Source organism: Flavobacterium sp. GNP001, assembly GCF_054343775.1.
Genome location: NZ_JBTGUX010000001.1, coordinates 3,195,506 through 3,220,482 on the forward strand (window position 1 = coordinate 3,195,506; position 24,977 = coordinate 3,220,482).

A 24,977-nucleotide genomic window follows, 5' to 3' on the forward strand; every position below is an offset into this window, starting at 1 on the left:
CTAAAATTTAATAAAAATTTTGAGATTAATGTATTTTTATTATGCGTGCATAATGAAATTATATTTATTTGTCTTAAAAATTAACATTAAATAATCTTTAACAAATAGCAATTAAGCTTAAGTGGTGTATTATAAATGCTGATTCCGAATTTTTTCTACTACTTTTTTATTAATATCAAAAATATTTGTACTTTGGTCTCATAAACCAACAAATTATAGCCCAATGAGAGTGTATTTACTTTTTTTGACATTGTTTTTTTGTAGCCTAACATTTGCTCAAAATTCAATTTCAGGTGTTGTTACAGACAGTAACAACCAGCCTATTCCTGGAGCCAATATCAAACTTCTAGGAGATGCTGCCAGCACAACAACAGATGTTGACGGTGCTTTTACTTTAAAATCAAATAAAAAGCCGCCTTTTGTAATTGAAATTACAAGTATCGGTTTTGCATCTCAAAAGGTTTCTGTTGCTTCATCAACTCAAAAAATTGTAGTTAAACTATTAGATGAAGAGAATAAACTAGATGAAATCGTGGTATCTGCGTCAAGAACTCCAGAGCGTGTGCTTGAGTCGCCTGTAACCATCGAAAGAATGGGTACTGCTGAAATTAAAAAAACAGCTTCGCCATCTTTTTATGACGGATTAGAAAACATGAAAGAAGTTCAAATGAATACTTCTAGTATGTCCTTCAAGTCGATCAATACTCGTGGATTTGCTTCTGTTGCCAATACTCGTTTTATGCAATTAGTTGACGGTATGGATAACTCTTCTCCGTTATTGAACTTCGTTTTAGGAAACTTAATAGGTGTTTCAGAAATTGATGTGCAATCAGTTGAATTATTGCCTGGAGCTTCTTCGGCTTTATATGGTGCGAATGCATTTAACGGAATTTTGTTCATGACTAGTAAAAGTCCATTTACAAGCGAAGGTATTAGAGCATATGCTAAATTTGGTCAAACTACTCAAAAAGCAGCCGGTACAAATGACTACGTAGATTACGGAGTGCGTATGGCAAAAGCTTTCAATAAATATGTAGCGGGTAAAGCAAACTTTGCATACATGAAAGGTACGGAATGGCATGCAGTAAATTATGATGATAAAACCAGAATGGGCGTTGATAGAAATTCAATTGACTATGATGGTATTAATGTTTATGGTGACGAGGTTGCTACAAATATTAAAAATGTTGGACAAGCTCTTGCGGCTCAAAACATAATTCCAGCATCTGCAGTAAATTTATTACCAAACAGAAATGTAAGTAGAACTGGTTATAATGAAGTTGATTTGACAGACAATAAAGTGTCTAATACAAAAATTGATTTATCTTTACATGTACGTCCTTTTGGTGACGAAAGACTAGAGGTTATTGTTCAAAGTAAATTTGGTTTTGGTAACACGGTTTACCAAGGTGCTAACAGATATTACTTGAATAACTTTTTTATGCAACAGCATAAAATTGAATTCAAGGGTAAAAACTTTTTCTTAAGAGGTTATACTACTACTGAGGATGGTGGTAATTCATACGATATGTTGTTTACAGGTATCAACGTAAACAGAAAGTGGAAAAGTGATGCAACATGGTTTGGTCAATATGCCGGTGCTTATGTTCAGTCAACTTTAGGAGGTTTTACTCCAGAGCAAGCGCATGCAAGAGCAAGAGCTTCTGCTGATACAGGAAGATTTTTACCAGGAACTCCAGAGTTTAAAAATGCTTTTAATCAAGTTACCAACGAAGCAAGTGTTTTATCTGGTTCTAAATTGGTTGATAATTCTAAAATTTATCACTCAGATGTAAATTACAATTTCAAGGACATTATTAAAGTAGCTGAGGTTCAAGTTGGAGGTTCTTTTAGACAATATGAATTGAATTCTTTTGGTCGTATTTACACAGATGCTAATGGACCAATTCGTTATGACGAGTACGGAATGTATACTCAAGTGATGAAAAAATTCATTGACGATCGATTGAAATTTACTGGGTCTCTTCGTTATGACAAAGCACAAAACTTTGATGGGAATTATTCTCCAAGAGTATCTTTGGTTTACTCTGCTGGGGAAAACAAAAATCATAATTTCAGAGGTTCATTCCAAACAGGTTTTAGAAATCCATCTACACAAGATCAATACATTGGTTTCAATGTAGGTAGTGCTATCTTGCTTGGGTCTGCTCCAGATAACTTGACTCGTTTTACAGAGACTTTACCAGTTAATGGTACTGTTGGTCAGGCTAACAATAATGGAAACGCTACAGTTACTATTGATGGAAGAAGAGCTTATGAGAATTCATATCTTGCTTCATCTGTATTAGCATTTTCTGCTGCTGGAAACCCAGCTTTACTTAAAAAAACAAATGCTGGTCTTGTTAAACCAGAAGAAGTGAAAGCTTTTGAATTAGGATATCGTTCTTTTATCAACAAAACTTCTATTGATATTAATGGGTATTATAATATATACAACAACTTCATTGGAAACTTAAATGTGATTACTCCATTATATGGTTTAGCACTTGATGGTGGGGGACTAACTAATGATGAAGGTCGAAAAGCAATACAAGCTTTGCAAAGTGGTAACACAAGAACTTTTCAGTTATACACTAATACTCCAATAGAAATCGAGTCAATTGGTTTCGGAATTGGATTGTCTAGAAAAGTATATAAAGAATTTGAGATTGGAGCCAATTATAACTATGCCGAATTTAGTTTTGATCAATCAAAAGATCCAAGTTTTGAAGCTGGTTTCAACACTCCAAAGCACAGAGTTAAGGCATCTATTGGTAATGAGAAATTATTTAAAAATTTCGGATTTAATGTAAGCGGAAGATGGAATAGTGAGTACTTATGGCAATCTTCTTTTGCTGATGGAGTTATCGCTTCTGCAACAGTTATCGATGCGCAATTGAATTACAATTTCCCATCTTTAAAATCAACATTTAAACTTGGAGCTTCCAATATTGGTGGTAAAGAATATGGTCAGGTTTTAGGAGCTGGTTTAATTGGTCAGCAGTATTTTGCATCTTGGACAATCAACCCATAAGCAATCATTAATAATAAAATAAAATTACAATGATAAAAAATTTCAAATGGCTATTATTTGCTTCGTTAGCATTTGTAGCGTGTAATAACGAAGAGGAAGTATTGGTAGATGCTAACTCATCTGATGGAAAACCATTAACAGCAGGTTCTGCGGTGGTGACTAAATATGTGGCATTGGGAGATTCTTACGCGGCTGGTTTTAGTGATAATGCCCTTTTTAAAACAGCGCAAGAAGGTTCTTATGCAAACATTATTGCACAACAGTTTGCTTTAGCAGGGGGTGGTGAATTTAAAACGCCTTTTATGGCTGATAATGTGGGTGGTTTATTGTTAGGTGGTAATGTGATTCTTGGAACTAGATTGTTTTTTAATGGTGCGGCACCAGTTGCAGTTCCTGGAAGACCTACAACAGAAGTAACAACTAAATTGACTGGGCCTTTCAATAATATGGGTGTTCCAGGTGCAAAGAGTTATCATTTGGTAGCTCCAAACTATGGTAATGTTGCGGGTGTAGCTACTGGAGCTGCTAATCCATATTTTGCACGATTTGCTTCAACAGCTGCAACAACTGTTGTTGCTGATGCTGTTGCTCAAGCGCCAACCTTCTTTTCTCTTTGGATTGGTGGTAATGATGTTTTGGGTTATGCAACTTCTGGAGGTTCAGGAAGAAACCAAACAGGTAATTTAAATCCTGCTACCTATGCTAGTAATGATATTACAGATCCAAATGTTTTTGCTAGTGCGTTTAATGGAATTGTAAATGCTATGACTGCTAATGGTGCAAAAGGTGTTGTGGCTAATTTGCCTTATGTGACGGCTTTGCCATATTTTACAACAGTACCTTTTAATCCAGTAAATTTAACAGCAACTGCAGCTGCACAGTTAAATACTGGTTACGCAGCTTACAATGCAGGTTTACAATCAATGGTAAATGCTAATTTATTGACTGCTGCTGAAGCTACAAGAAGAACAATCAATTTTAAAGCTGGTGCCAATGCAGTAGTAATTGTAGATAGTTATTTAACTGACAGAACTTCTTTCAGTATTCCATCTTTCAGACATGCAACAGCTGATGATTTGATTGTTTTGCCAGCAAGTAGTTTTATTGGTACATTAGTAGGAGGGAATGCTGCTGCTGTTAACGGAGTTTCTGTACCTCTTGCTGATAACTGGGTTTTGTCAAAAGAAGAAATTGCTGAAGTAAAAGTAGCCACTGATGCTTACAATGCAACAATTGAATCAGTTGCAACTGCAAAAGGTTTAGCTTTTGTTGAATTGAAAGGTGTTACCGATAAATTAGCTAGTGGTGGTATTGTGTACAATGGTTTTAATACAACTTCTGCTTTTATTTTTGGAGGAATGTTTTCATTAGATGGAGTGCATCCAAGTCCAAGAGGATATGCAATTATTGCTAATTTATTTACAGATGCTATAAATGTAAAATTTGGAGCTAACTTTAAAAACAAAAACGTAGGTACGTACCGTATTTTGTACCCGGCTTCGTTATAGTTTAAAAATAAAATTTAGTTAATTAGGAAGGCCATCTGCAGTTTTGCAGGTGGTTTTTTTTTGAGGATAATGCGATGCTTTGATGGTTTTTGACTCATTTCTAGCATATCTATTAAAATACTCCAATTTTTATAAAAAATAATTGATTTTATATTTTAAAAAATTATCTTTGCACACTGAAAAAAGTATTTAATCAATATGTATTGGTTAGACTCCTTTCACAAACCTAAATAGCTATTTAATAAATACATAAGTAATGTCGAAAGTAATAGGAAAAGTTGCCCAGATCATTGGACCAGTAGTTGATGTAGTTTTCAACGGTAAGGATGTTGAACTTCCAAAAATTTATGATTCGTTAGAAATCACAAAAAAAGATGGTACTTTATTAGTGCTAGAAGTACAATCTCACATTGGTGAAAACACAGTTCGTACCATTTCGATGGACTCAACAGACGGTTTGTCTAGAGGTTACGAAGTTGTGGGTACAGGAAATCCTATTCAGATGCCAATTGGTGCAGATGTTTACGGTCGTTTATTTAACGTTGTTGGAGACGCTATTGATGGTTTGCCAGAATTGCCTAAAACAGGTGAGAACGGAATGTCTATTCACCGTCAAGCTCCAAAATTCGAAGATTTATCTACATCTTCTGAAGTTTTATTTACAGGTATCAAAGTTATCGATTTGATCGAGCCTTATGCGAAAGGTGGTAAAATTGGATTGTTTGGTGGTGCTGGAGTTGGTAAAACAGTATTGATTCAGGAGTTGATTAACAATATTGCAAAAGGTCACGGTGGACTTTCAGTATTCGCAGGAGTAGGAGAAAGAACACGTGAAGGAAATGACTTGCTTCGTGAGATGTTAGAGTCAGGTATTATTAAATATGGTGAGGAATTCATGCACTCTATGGAAAATGGAGGATGGGACTTATCAAAAGTTGATTTACCAGGAATGAGAGAGTCTAAAGCTACTTTTGTTTTCGGTCAAATGAATGAGCCACCAGGAGCTCGTGCACGTGTAGCACTTTCTGGACTATCTATTGCTGAGTATTTCCGTGATGGAGCTGGATCAGATCAAGGTAAAGATGTATTGTTCTTCGTTGATAACATCTTCCGTTTTACACAAGCTGGATCTGAGGTATCGGCACTTTTAGGTCGTATGCCATCCGCAGTAGGTTACCAACCAACATTGGCAACTGAGATGGGAGCTATGCAAGAGCGTATTACTTCTACAAACAAAGGTTCTATTACATCTGTACAAGCGGTTTACGTACCTGCGGATGATTTAACTGACCCGGCGCCAGCAACAACATTTGCTCACTTAGATGCAACTACAGTATTGTCTCGTAAAATTGCTGAGTTAGGTATTTATCCTGCGGTTGACCCGTTAGATTCTACTTCTCGTATCTTGACTCCACATATCTTAGGAAATGAGCACTACGACTGTGCACAAAGAGTAAAAGAAATTCTTCAGAAATACAAGCAATTGCAGGATATTATCGCAATCCTTGGTATGGAAGAGTTATCAGAGGATGATAAATTGGCAGTATCAAGAGCGCGACGTGTACAACGTTTCTTGTCTCAGCCTTTCCACGTAGCAGAGCAGTTTACAGGTTTAAAAGGTGTTTTAGTAGATATTAAAGATACTATCAAAGGATTTAATATGATTATTGATGGTGAGTTAGATCACTTGCCAGAATCAGCTTTTAACCTTAAAGGTACTATCGAAGAAGCTATCGAAGCTGGAGAAAAAATGTTAGCCGAAGCGTAAATTAGTATACAGTTATAGCCTTGGTGTTTTTTACCGAGGCTGCTAACTGAAACTGAAAACTTAAAAATATGATTTTAGAAATAGTATCACCAGAGGCTAAATTGTTTTCAGGAGAAGTAACCTCGGTTACTTTGCCAGGAGTAGATGGAAGTTTTCAAATCTTAAACAATCACGCTCCTATCGTATCAATTCTTGAGAAAGGTGTGATTAAAATTGCAGCGGCAAACCTTACTTTAACAAAGGATGTTGCTAATAAGTTTACAAAATTGGATGCTCAAAACTATACTTTAGAGATTCATTCTGGGACTGTTGAAATGAAAGACAACAAAGTGATTGTTTTAGTTGATTAAGTTCCCGTTATAAATATCAAAAAAAGCCTAACTCATCGTTAGGCTTTTTTTATTTCCAGTTCCATTGTATGATGTTCCATTCGAGGTCGTGTTCAAGGTAAGTAGCAATAATTTTGAAACCTATTGCTTGATGTGCTTGCAGTGAACGTTGGTTTAGTGTTGCAACCTCGGTAATCAACACATCAAATTCACCTTGAAGTTGTTCCCTATAAAAGTGGTACAATGCTCTAAAAACACCTTGCTTCCGATAATCTTTTGAAATGCAAATTTGCCCCATTACAACGTATTTCGCTTCGCGAGCCACAAGTTGTTCTATTCTGGTAAATAGTGGCTGTAAAGCAGGTATTTCGGCTTTAAAACTAGGTAGCATGACTAATGCAAATCCAATTACTTTTGTATGATCCTTGGCAATAATGTGCTTGCAAGCATTATTCATTTTTTCAAGTAGAGATACAGTATGTTGTATAGTCACAAAACCTTCCTTAGTTTTTTCTTCAGTGGAGATTTGGAAGCAACTATTTTGCAATTGTAATTCCCTTATTTGTTCAAGTTCCTCGAGTAAATTGGCCCTGCAATAAAGTATCGTGTTCATGGTGTATTCGATAATGATGGTTTTATGCTAGAGGAGTTTTAATTATTCTGCTCCATCAGTTTTGGCGCGTTGCACGGCTAGATTTCCAACTTTTTGTCCTAACTCCATTCCTTTTTCGCAATCGCTGCGGTAATGTATACAACCTAACATCCTTGATTCAGATGCTTCTTTTGCCATAGCTTCAAAACTGGTTTTCTTATTCGGGATTAAATGAGATAATACGGTGCTTGCCGCTGCGCTAAATGTGGAATGGCCAGAAACGTAAGCTGGAAAATTGGGAACTCCAGTATTTGTTTTAATAGAAGGATCCATTTGTGTTGGCCTCGGGTTATAATAGGCATACTTGGCATCCCAACAGCTTATTGCTGCGTCCATCATGGCGATATTTAGTAAGGCCATGTTTCTAGCCCAACGAACTTCGCTATAATTCAATTTAACAAAAGATTCGGCTGCAATTGCGTTCCAATGTCCTGGCGGAGTATAAGTGCCAATTCCATCTGCCCAAAATGTAACAATTTCCATATTTCTTCTGGTTTGATTTTTACTTATTGATTTGATTTCGGCTAATTCCTTCTTGAAAAGATCTGATTTAGTTGAGGGTGGTGGTACTGGTCTATTTGCAAGTATCACTTCGGGTGTCATTATAAACGATTTAACTTTTCCAAAAAAGGGTAGCATTGGTGGTCGTGCTGGCAATTCTAGAGATTTCCAAGGTATTTCGCCCTTCGCAATTATTTCATTTTCTAGTTGTGTCCATTGCGCTGGAGTTCCTATTGCGGCTCCTGCGCCATCAGAACTGGCTCTTGCAATAAATTTTGCTGCTATTTTTTTCCCTAAAGTTATTCCTGCATCAACATCACTTCGTACGTTTGCGCCTGCAATAATGCGATATAGTTGGTGTTCAGCTGCTTTTTCTTGAATAAATGCAATTTCTGTTGGGAATAGTAATTTGAGTAGTTCTACTGTTACACCACAGATTGCACCGTCTTCAGAAGGATAGGAGGGTAATGTGCTTTTAGGAACTAAAACTTGCAAAGAGTTATCTTGTGTAAAGGGAGCAATTCTGTTAAACTGCTTTTTATAAAACCATGTGGCAACCAAAGCATCATGTTGTGCTGCGCTTACATAGGCATAGGCCCTTGCTGCATAAGGTGGGCTCGAAAAAGGAAACTCAGGATTAGCAAAAGGATTTGCTGCTGATGGAGTTGGGTAAGTCCCGTCAGGATTTTGGTATGGCGGTCGGTTGTGCTTGGCCACAAGTGCGCGCATAATTTCATTCCAGCGTAATACGCCACCTACGCTCCAATAACGAATGATTCTTTGTTGCTCGGCAGTAATATTAGCTTGGAAACTTTTTATTTCATTTATTTCTCTTGTAAATGCAGGACTGTTACTGGCTATTGGAGCATCTAGTGAATATTCATTAGGGCTAGTTAGTAAAAATGTTTTCCAAGCACCAGCTTCTTCATCTTGAGATATCGGATTTAAAGCTTGAAATTCATTATTTCTCTCTTCTAAATCCTCATTGCATGAAGTGAAAATTATCGATGAAATTGCTACTAAAAGGTATATTGAGGTTTTTTTGAATGTACTTTTCATGATTGTTTTTTGTTAAAATTCAAGATGTAAAATAGGCCGCCATAAATAGAGGTTGTTTGCCCAACATTTCGGCCATTTAAAGTGTAATTACAACCTGCTAAGAAGGATAGTCTAGGGTTTTGTTTTGGGCTGTATTTTGTAAAAACACCTGTTCGTAGTGCATTCATGGTATTGCTAGGGAATGGCATATTATTGCTGGTAATGTCAAAACCTCCACTTTGAGTTACCATATTTTCCAAAGAAGCTTCGGCAATAAGGGTATTGGTTCGATATCCTATTTTGTAGTTTACATTTATTACATCTGGCATATCTACTCTATTGGTGTAATACGGTTTTGTAGTATAGTAGGAATTGCGATCAATCTCAATAGAAGCTCTTTTTACGTATGCGGCTGAAAAAGTGGTAAAAAAGCGTTTGTTTTGATAATCAGCGATCAAGCGTAAGGTGGCGGTGTTACTCTTTGCACCAATGCTTAATGGTAAAAAGTCTGCTGCATAATCTGATAAGGGTGTAGATAATCCTAAAACTGTGTAGACTGTGTAGGCTGTTCTGTTTATTTTTCTTTTAAATGTAAGGTGTTTGAGTGATAGCGTGATATCTTGAACGCCCTCTTGGCCGGCTAAAGTACCTGCACTAGCTTTAGTTTTCACATAAGGTAGGCTTACTAATACATTTAATTTTTTTGTTAATCCGTAATTGCCCATTACTGCCAAAGATGAACTAGAAACGGTTCCTAAATTAAGATTTTCACGTTTAAAGTCACCTTCCCAATACTCATTCCAGCTGTTGTGCTGATATACTATTCCAAAACAGAAATAATTTTTACTCATAAATAATCCATCGGTTTCTGTTTGAGAAAACAAAAAAAGTGGAGCGAGTAGTAGTCCAAGTAAATATTTATTATTCATTTTTAATTGCTAGTGTAGTTAATTTTTTGACCTTTTGAATGGTGTGATGTATTTTCATGCTTGATTTTCCTTTGTATGCAGGACTTGATTTTGATTTTTATAGTGATCAAAATAACAAGCAAACAATAAACATCACTTCTGTCAAAAAGAAGTCTTTTGTGTTTGATTCAAGTTACCAAGGAGTTGGTTTTTAATAAAATAGTACTCCATTAGTTGTGTGGTTGTTAGAAGCCTGATTTACTTAAATAGCTCTTTTGGTAAACACAAAATAGTAGGTTTGTTAACTGCTCAACCAAATTTTGTGTGTTGGCTGTGCAGTATAGCTAAAGATAAGATTGCTTTTTGTAAAATGATTTTTTCGAAAAAAGGCAAGATGGAACTAGTCGCTATGCTTTAGATCACTAACAAGCTAAAAGCTTATGTTGTTGATTGCGCAAGCTTTCACGTTTAGCATATTGGCAAACAGCCAAAGTTTTCTTTTACAAAAAGTTAAGGTAAAATCGGTTTTAACAAAGGTTTTAAACCAAATCAGGTGGGGAAAAGGGCGCAGACAGGTAACCTGCAATTAAAAGCGGAGCAGGTGCTACTGCAATTTCGGTAGCAGTTGCCTTATTTTCTGATGAGAATACTATGCCATCTGTTGCTTGAGGAATATAATCCTTTAAGAAGGATTTCATCAGTTTTTTTAAAGGCGATTCTTTTGTGGCACCGCCATTAAACAATTGTTGGTCAACAATATTTTGAAGGTCAGGATTTATTGCTTCTTGATGTGAATTTGGGAGGTAATACAGGCTCAGAATATTGTTTTGAATTCTTTTCTTGAATATGTGATACGTTTTGTGGTCGATTATTACATTTTCATTTACATATTCAAATTCAGTGTCCTCGACAAACGAATATAAAGAAGCATTTAATTGAATAACTTGGTAATTGATATTGTCTTTTTTTTCAATCGCTGCAACCCATGCTTGTTCTTCCTGATAGGCGAACATCAGATAATAGCCCAGTACATTATAGAATAACGTAACTATCAGAAAAAGAGTAGCAATCCGTTTCATAAGCTTCGAAAGTAGCAAACAATTGTTCAGACTGTTTTTTTTAAGATTGTTTTTAAGATAAAATTAACATAAATTTATGATTTTAATCAATCGAAACCGTTTTCGTAAAAATTTAGTCCTTACATTACGACTCTTCTTTTTTATGTGTTAAATTGTAATGAATTTTGTTTCATATAGTTCAAAACTCTCTCAGCGTTTTCTCAGCTAGAATTAAAGTGATAGAGAACCCTTTTGGATGAATTGACGCTTCAAAATTCAATTCATATAAAACTTGCTTATTTTTGTATCACCATGAAAAAATTCCCTAAAAATCTTTCGGATAAACTGCAAACCAGAATGGAGCAGAATGCTTTGCGAATACTACCTTCTACTTCAATGGCTGTCGATTTTTCATCTAATGATTACTTAGGTTTTGCAGCTTCTGAAACTCTTTTTCATCAAACTCATGATTATTTAGTTTCCCAGGATTTAGTTCAAAATGGAGCCACAGGTTCCCGCTTGTTATCAGGTAATCATGCGGTATATGCTACGACTGAAAATTATATTGCGCAATTTCATCAATCAGAAACCGCTTTGTTGTTCAATTCTGGTTACGATGCTAACGTTGGTTTTTTTGGTGCTGTACCGCAACGCAATGATATAATCTTTTTTGATTCATTATGTCATGCCTCCATTCGTGACGGAATTCAAATGAGTGTTGCAAAATCGTATAAATTTGAACACAATAATTTCGAAAATTTAGAAGAGCTCATCGCTAAAGCAAAAGCTACTCAACTATCTTCCTCCAGTATTTATATTGTCACGGAATCTGTATTTTCAATGGATGGCGATTGCCCTAATTTAGCTGAATTAGTGCAAATTGCTACTGCCAATGATTGCTATTTGGTGGTTGATGAAGCGCATGCATTGGGAGTTGTTGGCGAAAAAGGAGAAGGTTTGGTGCAAATGTTAGGTTTACAAGACCAAGTTTTTGCCCGTATCATGACTTTTGGTAAGGGGTTGGGCTGTCATGGAGCAGCCATTTTAGGTAGTCAAGATTTGAAGAATTATTTGGTAAATTTTGCTCGAAGTTTTATTTATACTACTGGTCTGTCGCCCCATTCAGTTGCCACAATTTTCATGGGATACAAGCAATTGGCCTATGATGATGCAGTGCTTTTTAAACTCAGGAAAAATATTGCTCATTTCAATCAAATAAAAAATATGCTGGGCGTAAAATCCTTGTTTGTTTACAGTAAATCAGCCATTCAATCGGCAATTATACCGGGTAACGATAAGGTAAAAATGATTGCTAACCAATTGCAAAATGAAGGTTTTGATGTAAAAGCCATCCTTTCGCCTACGGTACCAGAAGGGCAAGAACGCCTCCGTTTTTGTTTACACAGTTATAACACAAAGGAACAAATTGAAAAAGTACTTACTTTACTAAGTGCGTACGTTTTTGAACAAAAAAAGATATAATATTAAATACTGCTAGCATTTGCTTGTTGGCTAATTTTTTAAAAAGTATGAAACTATTTATAACAGGAATTGGAACCGATGTAGGTAAAACTGTTGCATCGGCAATTATTACAGAGGCTCTCGAAGCTGATTATTGGAAACCGATACAGGCGGGAGATTTAGATCACTCAGACAGTCACAAAATCAAATTGCTTTTATCAAACAATAAAACGGTGATTCATCCTAATGCCTACGCACTGCATACGCCAGCAAGTCCGCATTATTCTGCCGAGTTAGATAAAATTACAATTGACTTAAATAAAATAACTGTACCTGAAACCAAAAATCATTTGGTAATTGAAGGCGCTGGAGGGGTTTTGGTTCCATTAAATGATACGGATTGTGTGGTTGATTTGATTCAACCCGATTATAAAGTAGTAGTAGTTTCACGCCATTATTTGGGCAGTATCAATCACACTTTGATGACTATCGAATGTTTGAAAAACAGAAATCTATCGGTTTCTGGTATCGTTTTTAGTGGCAACGAAAACAAAGCTACGGAATCGATAATTTTAAATAAAACAGGAATTAAATGTATTGGTCGCATTGATCAAGAACCTTATTTTGATGCTAATGCTATAAAAGAATATGCTGATTTATTTCGTGACAACCTTTTGAGTTTATAATTTATGAGTACTATAAAAATTGTTGCTTTGGAAACGGCCACTCTTGTAGAAAGAGATCAAAAGTATTTGTGGCATCCGTACACGCAACATAAAACAGCTGCTTTGCCAATAGCTATTGCAAAAGGTGAAGGCGCTTTACTTTGGGATGAGAATGGTAAAGAGTATATTGATGCCATTGCCTCTTGGTGGGTTAATCCATACGGGCACTCCAATAAGTTTATAGCGGATGCGATTTACAAACAATTAACCACATTAGAACATGTGCTTTTTGGTGGCTTTACACACGAGCCCGCGGTTCTTGTTGCCGAAAAGGTGATGGAGATTTTACCAAAAAATCAACAAAAGATTTTCTTTTCAGATAACGGTTCAACAGCTGTTGAAGTAGCGATCAAGGTGGCGTTGCAGTATTTTTTCAACAAAGGCGAAAAACGAACGACCATTATTGCTTTTGAAAATGCTTTTCACGGCGATACTTTTGGCGCCATGGCAGCGAGCGGAATTTCGTTTTTTGTCGAAGCCTTTGAAGGAATGTTTATTGATGTGGTGCGAATCCCTGTTCCTGTAAAGGGGCACGAGCAAGAGAGTTATGCTGCTTTGCAAAATGTAATTAACTCTAAAAATTGTGCGGCTTTTATATTTGAACCTTTGGTTTTAGGAGCGGCAGGTATGGTGATGTATGAGCCTAAATCGCTTGAAGTACTGATGCAAATTTGCAAAGAAAATCAAGTGTTTAATATTGCTGATGAAGTAATGACGGGTTTCGGTAAAACGGGACGCAACTTTGCTACTGATTATGTTGATACTAAACCTGACATGATGTGTTTGTCGAAAGCGTTAACAGGCGGCACGATTCCGATGGCGATTACTACTTTTACGCAAGAGTTGTACGACGCCTTTTATGATGATGATATCAATAAAGCCTTGTTTCACGGACATACTTTTACAGCAAACCCAACTGGCTGTGCAGCAGCCTTGGCGAGTTTGACTTTGTTGCAAACGGATGAAATGCAAAGTAATATTGATAGGATTCATGCCAATCATAAGGCTTTTGAGGAGCGAATAAAAATCCACCCAAAAGTAGTTGCCACAAGAATTTTGGGAACTATCATTGCACTTGAAGTTGTAACCGATGGCGCGGCAAGTTATTATGGAAGTTTGCGCAACAAGTTGTACGATTTTTTTATTGCCAATGGTGTTGTTTTGCGACCTGTAGGAAACATTGTTTATGTATTGCCGCCCTACGTAATTAGCGATGAGCAGTTGCAAAAAGTATATCAAGTGATCGAAAATGCTTTAGAAATAGTTTAAATTTGCAGAAAATTTGCAAAGTACTTGAAGGTGCTCTGAAGTAGTTTTAAAAGCAAATTACTAGAGCATTTTTAATTTTTTAGCATTCCTTAAATCAAAAATAGTCTTGTCGAAAATCATCTCCATTACTTCAATAGCTTCAATTTCGCCTTTAGGCAGCAACGCTGAGGCGGTGTGGGAAATGTATTTGCAAGACAAACATTGTTTCACAAAGCAATCGTATGATCAGGCACCAACATTTGTAGCCTCTTTAAATGACGAAGAAGTAGCTTTGGTTGAAGCATTGCGTAAGGAAGATTCAAAATATAAATTCCTAGACAAATCGGTTCTGTATGCGATGATTGCTGCTCGTAATGCTGTTGCAAAAGCGGGTTGGGATAAGTCGGACGTTTTCGGGATCAACTTAGGTTCTTCGCGTGGAGCGACAGAATTATTCGAAAAACATCATCTGGATTATATTCAATCTGGTAAAGCGCAAACTTTGGCTTCGCCGACTACTACTTTAGGAAATATTGCCTCATGGGTGGCGCATGATTTACAAACTTCGGGTCCTGAAATTTCGCATTCTATTACTTGTTCTACAGCGCTTCATGCAGTTTTAAATGGCTATGTTTGGTTGCAATCTGGAATGATTGATAAGTTTTTGGTGGGTGGGAGCGAGGCGCCGTTGACTGATTTTACAATTGCTCAAATGCGCGCTTTAAAAATCTATTCTCAAACAGAAGCTGAAGTCCAATTATGGCCCAATCGAGCTTTAGATTTCGAGAAGAAAAAAAACACGATGGTTCTTGGCGAAGGAGCCGCAGTTTGTTGTCTTGAAGCAGGAAGGGCGCCCAATGCTTTGGCCTACATTGAAGGAATTGGTTACGCTACCGAGTTACTAGAACATAATATTTCAATATCAGCAGAGGCGATTTGTTTTCAAAAATCAATGCAAATGGCTTTGCAAAATACGGCTTTGACTGATGTAGATGTAATTGTAATGCACGCTCCTGGAACCATAAAAGGCGATTTGACAGAATATAAAGCGATTCAGAAACTTTTTGGTACCGATTTACCGCTGTTGACTACCAACAAATGGAAAATAGGTCACACTTTCGGAGCTTCTGGAATTTTGAGTATGGAATTGGCTATCATGATGATGCAGCACAATACTTTTATCGGCGTACCTTTTGCGGAAGCGCAGCAGTCCAAAAAACCAATTCGAAAAGTGTTGGTCAATGCGGTTGGTTTTGGTGGCAACGCGGTGAGTGTGTTATTGAGCCTCTAAATCTTTCACTTTTTCGTAAACCAATTGGCTCTCAAATCCTTTACGGAGTAAATAATCGCAAAACTTTTTTCTTTTTTTGAGCGTGTTTCTTTCGGTACTGTGTTCCCAAACTCGGTCGGCAGTTTTATGAAAAGTCTCCAAATATTCTTCGTTTGTAATTTCTTGTAGTGCTCTTGTAATCAGTCGCTGATTGATATTTCGGAACTTGAGTTCATTTGTAATTCTGATTTTCCCCCACGATTTCATACGGTGTTTGCCACGTGCAAAACTACAAGCGAAACGCTCTTCGTTTAAAAAATTTTCTTGAATTAAGTGGGCGATAATTTCGTCTATCTCATCATTTGACATTTTCATACTGCGCAGTTTGCTCATCATTTCGTCATGGCAACGGTCTTGGTAAGCGCAGTAGTGCTCTGCTTTTTTGATAGCTTCTTTTATCGAGTAGATTTCTTTCAATTGGTGTGTAGATTAAACAAATGAAAAACAAAAATAATACAATTTAAATTAGGAGATTTTGGTAGTACAAAAAAACCGCAGGTTTATTTTTTCTTGCTATTTTGTAAGATTCGCTTTTAATAAATAATATTTCTGACGGATTTCACAACTGTTATCTTTTTAGCATACTTATTTTGTCTTAAATTTCTTGTAACATGTATTTTATCGGTTTATTGCGCTATTGGTCGATTATTTTAGGAGTTATTTAAAGGCTGGACTTATCTTGTGTAACAAAATTTAGGACTTATAGTGTTGAAAATCAATAAGTATTAAGAAAATGTTAAAAAAAGTAATGATATGATCAAAAAATACCCTTCTATAGCCAATACCTATCTAATAGCATTATTTTTCTTTGTCTCTTTATTTTCTTTTGGACAAACTACGCAAACATATACCAATTCAGGAACTTTTACAGTTCCTTGTGGTGTAACTTCTATTACGGTACAAGTATGGGGAGCTGGCGGTGGAGGAGATAGAAATTTTCGTCGAGCAGGAGGGGGAGGGGCTTTTGCGCAGAGTACTCTGAATGTTAGTGAGGGAAATTCGTTTGCTGTTACAATTGGTCAAGGCGGTGCAGCAGGGACAGGTGCTAACGGTGGTGACTCAACTTTTGGTACTTTAGTTATTGCCCGAGGGGGCAATGGGGGTAATGGAGGAGTTGATGCTGGTAGAGGTGGACAAGGATCTTTAAGTGTCGGAGATATAAGATTCAATGGAGGTAATGGAGGCTCGAGTTCTAATAATGGAGGCGCTGGTGGAGGCGCTTCAGCAGGAAGGACGAATGATGGGGCTAATGGAAATAATAATAGTACTGGTACAGGCGTCGTCGGCGGTGGTGGAATAAATGGAGGAGGTAGTGGCGGTAATGGTGGCGGTACAGGCGGCAACGGAGGAACAGGAGCAGCTCCCGGAGGAGGAGGGGGAGAACGAGGCGTTTCTGGGTTTAGTAGTGGAGCAGGAGGTAATGGTAGAGTAGTAATCATTTACACAAGCGAGAGTTCAGCTTATTGCACTCCGAGTTTTGATACACGTGTTGATCCTATTACTAATGTTACTTTTGCAGGGATTAATAACACTACTTCAAACGCATTAGGAGGTCCTAGTCTAGAAGTATTTTGTAATACAGGTTCTGTTGTTCAGGGCTCAGCAATCAATGCTATTTCTGTGAAAGGAAATACAGCTGGAAATTATACAGATTTTTATAAAGTTTATATCGACTGGGATCAAAATGGTGTTTTTGGCAACAACACCAATGAAATAACAAACTTAGGTACCATCACAAATTCTACAGGAGTAGATGCTATAACACTAACAGGAAATATAACTGTTCCTACAACAGCTGTTATCGGCACTACAAGGATGAGGGTCATAAAAATTTTCAATAACACTGCCAGTGATCCTTGTTTCTCAGGTCTTTTCTATGGTCAGGCTGAAGATTATAACCTAACAATAATTGCGCCTTGTCCTGTTTACGCCCCAACAAGCGTTTCAGCTGTTTCCACAGCATGTACTACAAATAAAACTTCGTTGGTTACACTGAGTGGCACAGCAGCAAGTTTACCTATTGGTTCTTATACGGTTACTTATAGTTTAAGTATTAATTCAAACGCTATCAGCTACACTGCTCCAATGACCGTAATCACGGCAGGAACGGGACAATTTACGGCCGATCTTGGGATAATGTTAGACAATACTGCTACAACCATAAGGATAGATAGTTTAGCTTCCGGTTCTTGTAGTACAAATTTATCGAGTGGTAATATCTCAAATCTTATAAATATACTTCCTCCTATAACACTAACTTTAGGGGCTATTACTCCACCTACTTGTGCGGTCCCAACAGGAAGTGTTGTTTTAACTGGGTTGCCATCAACTGGATCATGGACAATAACTCCAAATCCCGTAACTTCTGGTATTATAGGCTTAACTGGATCAGGTACTACAGCAACTATTTCTGGATTAGCGCAGGGAACTAATTATTCCTTCACTGTTTCTGGTGGTCCTTGCTCTCCTGTGGTAAGTGCAAATGTGCCTATAACAAGTTTGATAGCTACAACTTTTGATGGCACATTGTGGTCTTCAGGAACAGGTATTGATAAAATAGGTACAGTTACTGCAGGTAGTGCATCACCTATCTCACTAACTACAGATACAGAACTTTGTTCATGTACCATAAGTGCTAATACTAATTTGGAAGTAAAACCGGGGTTTACCTTAAAACTAGAAAATCAGCTAATAGTTAATGCTTCAGGATCTATTACCTTCGAAAATGGATCAAGTTTGGTTCAAGTTAATGCTGCTGCTGTAAATAGTGGTGTTATCAACTATAAAAGACAAACTACGGTTGTTCGTAGAGCATCTGATTATACCTACTGGTCAAGTCCAGTGGCGGCACAAAATTTATTGGCTTTGTCACCAAATACAAATCCTGCTAGGTTTTGGTCCTTTACACCTGGAGCTACATGGTTTGTAGAACCATCGCCATCAACAAAAATAATGGAAATAGGTAAAGGGTATATCATTAGAGCTCCAGAAACAAATTACCCTGCTTATCCAGCTCTTTCTTCAGTTTTCGAAGCTACATTTACAGGGGCACCCAATAATGGAGAAAAAACGATAGCAGTTGGAGGACCAGGAACCTTTAATTTGATCGGAAATCCTTATCCATCTGCAATTGATGCTGTAAAATTTTTAAATATAAATTCAAGCGTATTGGGCGGTACTATTTATTTTTGGACACATAATACTGCCATTCGTAATAAAGTTGGAGCTGGAAATGAAGGCTCCGGTGATTTAGTGTTTATTCAAGATGATTACGCCAGTTTTAATCGTACTGGAGGAGTGGGTACTGCTCCTGCAATTTCTGAACCGGCACCTAAAAGAATTCCAAATGGGTTCATTGCTGCGGGACAATCGTTTTTCACTACAAGTATCGCCGCTGCCGGAACTCTTGTTACTTTTAATAATGATATGCGTATTGGCACTGGTTACTTGAATAACACTCAGTTTTTTAGAACTAAAGAAACTGAAAAACTTAGTGCTGTAGTTGACAGAAGTAGAATTTGGTTGAACTTAACCAACAAACAAAATGCCTTTAAACAAACTTTAGTAGGGTACATAGATGGCGCTACCAATGATTTTGATACAGCATTTGATGGACTTAGTTTTAATGCTAATGCAATAATTAATTTTTATAGTGTAAATAATGCTGCAAACTACGTTATTCAAGGTCGTGCACTTCCGTTTGAACAAAGTGATCTCGTGCCATTGGGCTATAGCTCTACCGTTGAAGGGGAGTTTGCAATCAGTATTGATAATTTGGATGGATTATTTACCACTCAAAATGTATTTTTAGAAGATAAAAACACAAATACAATACATAATCTAAAAACGTCTCCTTATAGTTTTCAAACTATAAAAGGAACTTTTAATGATCGTTTTGTATTGCGTTACACAGATAAAACTCTTGGTGTAGAAGATGTAGTTGCTGATGGTAATAAGGTACTAGTTACAGTAAAAAATAAGCAATTAAAAGTAACTGCTGGCAAAGAAGACATAAAGTCGGTTGTTATTTATTCTATTTTAGGGAAGCAAATTTACTTCAAAAAAGATATAACTAGTAAGGAGTTGGTTATACATACCCTTCCTTCGAGCGATCAAGTTTTAATTGTAAAAACTGTCCTTGAAGACGGCACATTGCATACTACAAAAACAATTTTTAAGTAAATAAAGTACATTTTGATTTTTATAAAAGCCCATTCTATTTTGAATGGGCTTTTTTAGGTTAAAAAAGAAATGAATTTTTTGTAAATATCACTAAATGTGGGTATTGTGTAAAAGTTCGAATGTGATTAATTTTATATTGTATTGATTTGTATGGCAGATTAATACATGTTTTTTGTAAAATTAAAATGTTAATCCTTTGAAAAAAATTCTACTCTTCTGTTTTATTTTAATTGCTTCACTATTTTTTAATGTGAGTTTTGCACAGCAAGGAATTTCTGACCCCACATTTAATACGTATGATGATGGTTTGCTAGGTGATGCGTTCGATGGTACAGTTAGAACAACCGTTTTGCAGCCGGATGGTATGATGTTGGTTGGCGGCGATTTTTTAAATTTCAACGGTACATCTACACCGCAAATTTGTCGCTTATTACCCGATGGCTCTAAGGACCCAACATTCAATACGGGTTTGGGTTTAAATGGAAAAGTCTACAGCATTTTGCTACTAGCTAGTGGAAAAATTATATTAGGTGGATCATTTACTTCATTCAACGGTTTGCCAGCTAATAGATTAATTCGCCTCAATAGCGATGGAAGTTTAGATGTAACTTTTAATACCACTGTAGCAGCTAGTAGTGGTATTATCTACAATATGGTAGAGCAAGCGGATGGCCGAATTATAATTGTAGGGAGTTTTACTAAATACGATGGTGTTACAGCCAATAGAGTAGCAAGAATTTTACCCACTGGTGGATTAGATCTTACTTTTGTTACTGCAGTTGGAGCTAGCTCTTTGGTGGAAGAGGTGCAATTACAAACGGATGGAAAAATAATACTTGGAGGCTCTTTTATCTCTTATAATGGAACTCCTTGTGGTAGAATTATTCGCCTAAATTCTACAGGAATTGTAGACCCTTCGTTCGTTCAAGGTTCCGGTTTTGATAATTCCGTTTCTGCCTTAGCGCTTCAAGCTGATGGTAAAATTATTGTTGGCGGCAGTTTTTTAACCTACAATGCTGGTGCGGCACAAAAAATTATCCGACTTAATGCAGATGGCTCTATTGATTCAAGTTTTCTATCGGGTACAGGTTTTGCCAATGGGGTAGTTGAATCGGTTCGAGTAAATACTTCAGGCTCCATTTTTGTCGGCGGATCCTTTTCTACCACATACAACGCTGTTGATGTCAATCGGATTGTATTGTTGATGGCAAATGGGGCTGTAGTAAGCAGTTTTGATATCGGTGCAGGTCCCGCTTCAGGATCTATTTACAGCTTTGCTGAGGATAGTTTTGGGAATTTTTATGCTGCTGGTTCTTTTTCAGTTTTCGATTCGCAAAATCAAGGACGATTGGCTCGATTTGATACTAATGGCGTATTAGATATTGCTTACCTAACGGCAGGTGTAGGATTTGATAATTCGGTTTTAGGGCTTATACCGTTGGCAGATGATACTACTATAGTTTTTGGAAGTTTTTCAAAATTCAATGGTTTTCTATGTTCGAAAATCACTCGTTTATTGCCTTCAGGCGCCGTAGATCCTTTGTTTAATGTTTTGGGGTCTGGTGCGAATAATACCATTAAAACAGCCGTTGTACAAACTGATGAAAAAATAGTGTTTGCGGGTGCTTTTACCAGTTACAATGGAGCAGCTTGTGGTAGAATTGTTCGAATACTTGCTGACGGAGCTGTCGATGTAAGTTTTGCTACGGGGTCTGGATTTAACAATCAAGTGTATGACGTAGCCTTGCAAGCTGATGGTAAGATTATCGTAGTTGGGAATTTTACTTCATACAATGGCGTACCCATAAATAGGGTAGTTCGGTTATTGAATGATGGCTCTTTAGATCTTACCTTCAATGTTGGTATTGGAGCTGATGCCATCGTAGAAACTGTCGTACTTCAGTCAGATGGCAAGCTATTATTGGGTGGTCAGTTTTCTAATTTTAATGGTACTCCACAAGCACGTGTTACACGTCTTTTGCCTGATGGCAGCCTAGATCCAAGTTTTATATCTGGTTTGGGACTGGATAAAACCGTTTATGCTATCGCTTTTCAATCTGATGGAAAAATAGTCTTAGGAGGTAGCTTTTCTAATTACAATGGGAATGCTGCAAAAAGGATAGTCCGACTAGAGTCTAATGGTACTTTTGATGCTGGTTTTAATATGGGGTCTGGTTTTAGTACAGGCGATGTGAGGGCAATTGTAGTTCAGTCAGACGACAGATTGCTCCTCGGAGGTACTTTTGCTGGTACTTATTATGGTTTAGGCGTTAAGCGTCTCATTAGAACCTTGAGAAGTGGTCAAATTGATCCTACTTTTTCGGCTGTACTTAATAACACATTGTTCGCAATGGCAATTACCATCAATAATAAATTGATAATTGGAGGTAATTTTAATTCAATTTCGGGAATTACTAAGCATCGAGTTGCGCGATTAAAGTTATGTACTAATAGCTCAATATGGGATGGTGTATCATGGTCAAACGGCTTGCCATCTTCAGAAAAAACGTTGTTAATTAATGCTAATTATACAATTGCGAATACACTTAATGCTTGCTCTTGTAGCATTAATTCGATTTCAACGGTGACAGTAGCTTCATCAGCAGCCCTAAATTTGATGTTTGACTATTCTGGTGCAGGTACTTTAATTTTAGAAAATACTGGTGTGCTTTTTCAAGAAGAAAATCATGTGGTAAATTCTGGGCAAATGAAAATGCACAGAAAAACAACTCCGATTATAAAATCAGATTACACATATTGGTCGTCGCCCGTTGCCAGTCATGTATTGGCTGATGTATCGCCAAATGCTCCGCAAGACCGACTTTTTTCATACAATGCGGTGCTAAATAAATGGGTTGGCGAACTACCTACTGCAGTCATGACGGTAGGAAAAGGGTATATCATTCGGAGTCCGTTAAATTTTTCAGAAACTGTTCCAGCAGTTTTCGAAGCAGTATTTACGGGTATTCCCAATAATGGGCAATATAATGTTCCAATTGTTGGCGCAAGTACCTTCAACTTAATTGGTAATCCGTATCCATCAACTTTAAATGCCGACTTATTTTTAGATCGAAACAAAACTATCATTGGAGGCACAATGTATTTTTGGACACATAACACAGCCATTACAAATTACAACTATAATTCAGGCGATTATGCTGCCTACAACTTGTTTGGTGGTGTGGGTACAGCCGCGTTAAATTTAGGAGTTAATACATTAGTGCCAAAAGGTAAAATAGCATCTGGACAATCCTTCTTTGTACTAGGAATTAACAGTGGAGGAAATGCTGTTTTTGATAATTCAATGCGCGAAAGTTCGGGTAACGAAGATTTTTTTAAAATCCAGAATGGAAAAGACAAGAAAGTGGATGGTACAGATAAACATCGGCTTTGGTTAAACTTGACCAATGAACAAGGTGCATTCAAACAGATTTTGTTGGGGTATACCGAGGCGGCTACAAATGAATTTGATTTGGCTTATGATGGAATTTCCTTTAACGGGAACACTGCTTTAGATTTTTACAGTATCAATGAAGATAAAAACTTAACTATTCAGGCTAATGGGATGCCATTTAATGATAATGATGTTTTTAAACTAGGTTTTAGCACTGCTGCGGCAGGTAAATTTGTGCTTCAAGTAGATCATTCAGACGGCTTTTTGCAGGATAAAATTATTTTTGTTGAAGATAAAGTAAGTCAAACTATTATTCCACTCGCAACCGAGGGTTATAAATTCACTTCAGAAAAAGGCTTGTTTAAGGATCGTTTTCTGATACGATTTACAGATAAAAACTTAAGCAATTCAGAGTTTGAGAAGGAAAAAGAGGAGCTAACTGTTATCGAAAACAGCCAAGTAATTACTGTTGGTTTACGGAATCAAATTCTAGATGAGCTATGGTTGTATGGTATTGATGGCAAAGAAATATATCATAAAAAAGACATTCAAACAGCGCAATACAGCATTCAGCCATTGCCAATTTCGCAGCAAGTTGCTATTTTAAAGGTAAAAGGTTTGGATGGGGAAGTGTTTTCTAAAAAAGTGATACTTCATTAAAAACGATTAGCCACCTTGTGCATTACAAGATGGCTAATTGTTTTGGTATTTAACTATTATTTTTCTTTAGCAGATGCTTCTAGATTACGTTCAATAGTGTGACCTGGTCTTGACCATTTTGGTTTTTCGCCAAGTGGTGCAAATTGTGAATCTTCTGCTTCAACAGTTTGCGGTTGCGATACTTTTGTAAAAGGTTTTTGGGGATTTAATCCAAGCATTTCAAACATTTTCATGTCTTCGTTTACATCTGGATTTGGCGTGGTTAACAATTTGTCACCTGCAAATATAGAATTAGCTCCAGCAAAAAAGCACATGGCTTGTCCTTCGCGACTCATATTCATTCTTCCTGCAGATAAACGAACTTGAGTTTCAGGCATAATAATTCTGGTAGTAGCTACCATTCGGATCATTTCCCAAATTTCAACTGGTTTTTCTTCTTCCATCGGAGTTCCTTCTACAGCAACTAAGGCGTTAATTGGCACTGATTCTGGTTGTGGATTCAATGTAGATAAAGCAACTAACATTCCTGCTCTATCTTCGATGCTTTCACCCATTCCAATAATTCCTCCGCTACAAACAGTTACATTGGTTTTACGAACGTTTTCGATAGTTTGAATTCGGTCTTCAAAACCACGGGTAGAAATTACTTCTTTATAATATTCTTCACTTGTATCAAGATTGTGGTTGTACGCATACAAACCAGCTTCTGCAAGTCGCTGTGCTTGGTTTTCGGTAATCATACCAAGTGTGCAACAAACTTCCATGTCCAGTTTATTGATTGTACGTACCATTTCAAGTACTTGGTCAAATTCTGGTCCGTCTTTTACGTTACGCCATGCCGCTCCCATACATACACGTGATGAACCACCAGATTTCGCGCGCAAAGCTTGTGCTTTTACTTGTGAAACTGACATTAAATCGTTGCCCTCAATATCGGTATGATAGCGAGCTGCTTGTGGGCAATAGCCACAATCTTCAGGGCAACCACCTGTTTTTATTGATAGTAAAGTAGAAACTTGAACTACATTAGGGTCGTGGTGTTCTCTATGTATAGATGCTGCTTCGTAAAGCAAATCCATTAAAGGCTTGTTATATATGGCGATTATTTCGTCTTTAGTCCAATTGTGTTTTGTAATGCTCATTGATACGAATTTTTATGCCTCAAAAGTAGTTAAATTGTT

At 37.0% G+C, this 24,977-nt stretch carries 16 protein-coding genes; 10 read left to right on the forward strand and 6 right to left on the reverse strand.

Annotation, left to right across the window (positions count from 1 at the left end):
• Positions 1-223: 223 nt before the first annotated feature.
• From ACXX8U_RS13785 to ACXX8U_RS13800, 4 genes are all read left to right on the forward strand, one after another.
• On the forward strand, positions 224-3,034 hold the full coding sequence (locus tag ACXX8U_RS13785; protein WP_458566341.1) for a TonB-dependent receptor domain-containing protein: 2,811 nt from the start codon (positions 224-226) through the stop codon (positions 3,032-3,034).
• 29 nt (positions 3,035-3,063) lie between these two features.
• Entirely contained in the window at positions 3,064-4,542 is a 1,479-nt protein-coding gene (locus tag ACXX8U_RS13790; RefSeq protein WP_458566342.1) for an SGNH/GDSL hydrolase family protein, read from the forward strand.
• 256 nt (positions 4,543-4,798) lie between these two features.
• Complete coding sequence (atpD, locus tag ACXX8U_RS13795; protein ID WP_166132490.1) at positions 4,799-6,310, forward strand: F0F1 ATP synthase subunit beta; 1,512 nt, start codon at positions 4,799-4,801, stop codon at positions 6,308-6,310.
• Between the two features lie 68 nt (positions 6,311-6,378).
• A complete protein-coding gene (locus tag ACXX8U_RS13800; protein ID WP_166132489.1) occupies positions 6,379-6,660 on the forward strand; it encodes a FoF1 ATP synthase subunit delta/epsilon in 282 nt (93 codons plus the stop codon).
• A gap of 49 nt (positions 6,661-6,709) precedes the next feature.
• Here ACXX8U_RS13800 and ACXX8U_RS13805 read toward each other — a convergent pair whose 3' ends face one another.
• The 4 genes from ACXX8U_RS13805 to ACXX8U_RS13820 all read right to left on the reverse strand — a co-directional run bounded on the left by ACXX8U_RS13805 (position 6,710) and on the right by ACXX8U_RS13820 (position 10,817).
• Complete coding sequence (locus tag ACXX8U_RS13805) at positions 6,710-7,252, reverse strand: GNAT family N-acetyltransferase (RefSeq protein WP_458566343.1); 543 nt, start codon at positions 7,250-7,252, stop codon at positions 6,710-6,712.
• 42 nt (positions 7,253-7,294) lie between these two features.
• Positions 7,295-8,851 (reverse strand): vanadium-dependent haloperoxidase, encoded by a 1,557-nt coding sequence (locus ACXX8U_RS13810; RefSeq protein WP_458566344.1) that lies wholly within the window; start codon positions 8,849-8,851, stop codon positions 7,295-7,297.
• Complete coding sequence (locus ACXX8U_RS13815; RefSeq protein WP_458566345.1) at positions 8,848-9,759, reverse strand: hypothetical protein; 912 nt, start codon at positions 9,757-9,759, stop codon at positions 8,848-8,850. The genes ACXX8U_RS13810 and ACXX8U_RS13815 overlap by 4 nt, the downstream gene beginning before the upstream one ends.
• Before the next feature lie 518 nt (positions 9,760-10,277).
• Entirely contained in the window at positions 10,278-10,817 is a 540-nt protein-coding gene (locus ACXX8U_RS13820) for a hypothetical protein (protein WP_458566346.1), read from the reverse strand.
• A gap of 291 nt (positions 10,818-11,108) precedes the next feature.
• On the opposite strand from ACXX8U_RS13820, the gene ACXX8U_RS13825 reads away from it, so the two are divergent.
• The 4 genes from ACXX8U_RS13825 to ACXX8U_RS13840 all read left to right on the forward strand — a co-directional run bounded on the left by ACXX8U_RS13825 (position 11,109) and on the right by ACXX8U_RS13840 (position 15,521).
• A complete protein-coding gene (locus ACXX8U_RS13825; protein WP_458566347.1) occupies positions 11,109-12,278 on the forward strand; it encodes an aminotransferase class I/II-fold pyridoxal phosphate-dependent enzyme in 1,170 nt (389 codons plus the stop codon).
• A gap of 47 nt (positions 12,279-12,325) precedes the next feature.
• Positions 12,326-12,943 (forward strand): dethiobiotin synthase, encoded by a 618-nt coding sequence (gene bioD / locus ACXX8U_RS13830; RefSeq protein ID WP_458566348.1) that lies wholly within the window; start codon positions 12,326-12,328, stop codon positions 12,941-12,943.
• Between the two features lie 3 nt (positions 12,944-12,946).
• On the forward strand, positions 12,947-14,251 hold the full coding sequence (gene bioA / locus ACXX8U_RS13835) for an adenosylmethionine--8-amino-7-oxononanoate transaminase (protein ID WP_458566349.1): 1,305 nt from the start codon (positions 12,947-12,949) through the stop codon (positions 14,249-14,251).
• Positions 14,252-14,357: 106 nt separating this feature from the next.
• Positions 14,358-15,521 (forward strand): beta-ketoacyl synthase N-terminal-like domain-containing protein, encoded by a 1,164-nt coding sequence (locus ACXX8U_RS13840; RefSeq protein ID WP_458566350.1) that lies wholly within the window; start codon positions 14,358-14,360, stop codon positions 15,519-15,521.
• On the opposite strand, the gene ACXX8U_RS13845 is transcribed toward ACXX8U_RS13840, so the two are convergent.
• Entirely contained in the window at positions 15,507-15,977 is a 471-nt protein-coding gene (locus ACXX8U_RS13845) for a regulatory protein RecX (RefSeq protein WP_458566351.1), read from the reverse strand. The two genes, ACXX8U_RS13840 and ACXX8U_RS13845, sit on opposite strands and share 15 nt — an antisense overlap.
• Positions 15,978-16,313: 336 nt before the next feature.
• On the opposite strand from ACXX8U_RS13845, the gene ACXX8U_RS13850 reads away from it, so the two are divergent.
• Both ACXX8U_RS13850 and ACXX8U_RS13855 read left to right on the forward strand, forming a co-directional pair.
• Entirely contained in the window at positions 16,314-19,742 is a 3,429-nt protein-coding gene (locus ACXX8U_RS13850; RefSeq protein WP_458566352.1) for a RemA C-terminal-like gliding motility protein, read from the forward strand.
• A gap of 196 nt (positions 19,743-19,938) precedes the next feature.
• Positions 19,939-23,796 carry a RemA C-terminal-like gliding motility protein gene (locus tag ACXX8U_RS13855; protein WP_458566353.1) on the forward strand — a complete coding sequence of 1,286 codons (3,858 nt, stop codon included), beginning with the start codon at positions 19,939-19,941 and terminating at the stop codon, positions 23,794-23,796.
• Between the two features lie 56 nt (positions 23,797-23,852).
• Here ACXX8U_RS13855 and bioB read toward each other — a convergent pair whose 3' ends face one another.
• Entirely contained in the window at positions 23,853-24,938 is a 1,086-nt protein-coding gene (bioB, locus tag ACXX8U_RS13860; RefSeq protein WP_210790695.1) for a biotin synthase BioB, read from the reverse strand.
• Positions 24,939-24,977 lie beyond the last annotated feature (39 nt).

Bases quoted from the DNA above. Each gene is read 5' to 3' on its own strand.
- ACXX8U_RS13800 (WP_166132489.1), top strand. From the start codon at position 6,379: ATGATTTTAGAAATAGTATCACCAGAGGCTAAATTGTTTTCAGGAGAA.
- bioB (WP_210790695.1), bottom strand. From the start codon at position 24,938: ATGAGCATTACAAAACACAATTGGACTAAAGACGAAATAATCGCCATA.
- ACXX8U_RS13785 (WP_458566341.1), top strand. From the start codon at position 224: ATGAGAGTGTATTTACTTTTTTTGACATTGTTTTTTTGTAGCCTAACA.
- ACXX8U_RS13790 (WP_458566342.1), top strand. From the start codon at position 3,064: ATGATAAAAAATTTCAAATGGCTATTATTTGCTTCGTTAGCATTTGTA.
- bioA (WP_458566349.1), top strand. From the start codon at position 12,947: ATGAGTACTATAAAAATTGTTGCTTTGGAAACGGCCACTCTTGTAGAA.
- bioD (WP_458566348.1), top strand. From the start codon at position 12,326: ATGAAACTATTTATAACAGGAATTGGAACCGATGTAGGTAAAACTGTT.
- ACXX8U_RS13815 (WP_458566345.1), bottom strand. From the start codon at position 9,759: ATGAATAATAAATATTTACTTGGACTACTACTCGCTCCACTTTTTTTG.
- atpD (WP_166132490.1), top strand. From the start codon at position 4,799: ATGTCGAAAGTAATAGGAAAAGTTGCCCAGATCATTGGACCAGTAGTT.
- ACXX8U_RS13805 (WP_458566343.1), bottom strand. From the start codon at position 7,252: ATGAACACGATACTTTATTGCAGGGCCAATTTACTCGAGGAACTTGAA.
- ACXX8U_RS13820 (WP_458566346.1), bottom strand. From the start codon at position 10,817: ATGAAACGGATTGCTACTCTTTTTCTGATAGTTACGTTATTCTATAAT.
- ACXX8U_RS13850 (WP_458566352.1), top strand. From the start codon at position 16,314: ATGATCAAAAAATACCCTTCTATAGCCAATACCTATCTAATAGCATTA.
- ACXX8U_RS13810 (WP_458566344.1), bottom strand. From the start codon at position 8,851: ATGAAAAGTACATTCAAAAAAACCTCAATATACCTTTTAGTAGCAATT.
- ACXX8U_RS13825 (WP_458566347.1), top strand. From the start codon at position 11,109: ATGAAAAAATTCCCTAAAAATCTTTCGGATAAACTGCAAACCAGAATG.